The sequence below is a fragment of the Streptomyces sp. NPDC059909 genome (genome assembly GCF_042730885.1).
Taxonomy (GTDB): domain Bacteria; phylum Actinomycetota; class Actinomycetes; order Streptomycetales; family Streptomycetaceae; genus Streptomyces.
On the sequence record NZ_JBHWKX010000261.1, the window covers coordinates 1 to 1,105 of the forward strand.

The 1,105-nt window shown below is 68.3% G+C and carries 1 protein-coding gene and 1 pseudogene; one reads left to right on the top strand and one right to left on the bottom strand.

What is annotated here, in order from left to right:
• A pseudogene (locus tag ACFV9O_RS40705) lies at nucleotides 1–235 on the bottom strand (site-specific integrase); the annotation flags it as partial.
• 501 nt (nucleotides 236–736) lie between these two features.
• Here ACFV9O_RS40705 and ACFV9O_RS40710 point away from each other — a divergent pair.
• The coding region (locus tag ACFV9O_RS40710) for a deaminase (RefSeq protein WP_385428190.1) at nucleotides 737–1,105 on the top strand (369 nt) is incomplete at its 3' end.

The window sequence follows — 1,105 nt, forward strand, 5'->3', positions numbered from 1 at the left end:
GGGGCCGGAAGTGCCTGGGCCGGGGCGTGGCGGCTTTGACGTTCCGGGCGACGTTGCGCGGCAGCTCGTCCTCGCGGACAGCGTGTTCCAGAGCCGACTTGAGCACCGAGTGCACGTAGGTCACGGTCAAGGGGGACAGCCGTTTCTGGCAGCACTTGCCGATCGTGCAGCACTTCTTTCGTTCGGTGTCCAGGCCCTGGGTGCAGCACTGGCAGGTGGTGCGGAGCCGGTCAAGGCGACCCGCTGGCGCGGGTCGCGCGCGGCACGGCCGCCCACCCGGCCCGCTCTCGGCTCCGCCACCGCGGGCCGGCCAGCGATCAGGCCGCGCAGAAACGGCGCAGCGGACTACCGGAAGCGCGAAGGAAGCCGGACGCGCCCGCACGACGGGCGCCAGGCCGACGGCGAGGCGACGGCGGAGAGTTGGTCGGGACGGAGGCCCGGGGATGGGGCCGGTCGGCTCCGTGGGCTTTACCCACCTCCCCGGGCCGGGGCCCGCGTCGGGCAAGGCCAGGGGGCCACTCGTTCAAATTCCGGGCAGGATCACGACCTGCCCGAGTTGCCGGGCCAGCGTACGGCCCCCTGACCATGCCCGACCCCAACCCGGGCAGGACGCCGGCCAAACCCCACTCCACCGCCCTCAGGCGCGCAGCCGTCTGACGGCAACACGGTCGCACAACAGGGCACTTCCACGCACACCCACGGATAGGCCGGAATTCGCTGACCAGCAAAAACGCAGATGACGACCGACCGGCGCGCACACGTACTATGCGGTGGCGGGGGCTGCGCCGGTACTGACGCACAACTGCGGCAACGCTGCTACGTATTGAATATGGATCAGGTCGGCACGAGTACTCCCAAGAAGGAAGGTACTCTCGCCAGGCTCGATTATCAGGGGCAGACTTTCTACGGAATGAATGCGCCTGGAGTGCAGCACAGCAATCCGGGAGGTGTGATGAACATGCACCTCCTGCATGCCGAAGGTGATGCGCTCGCCCAGGCCCACCGGGCGGGCTTGAGAGGTGGTGTCGCCACCTTGCATACGGACCGTGCGCCCTGCCCCTTCTGCCGGAACAATTTCGCAGGAATGTCACGTGCGCTGAACCTG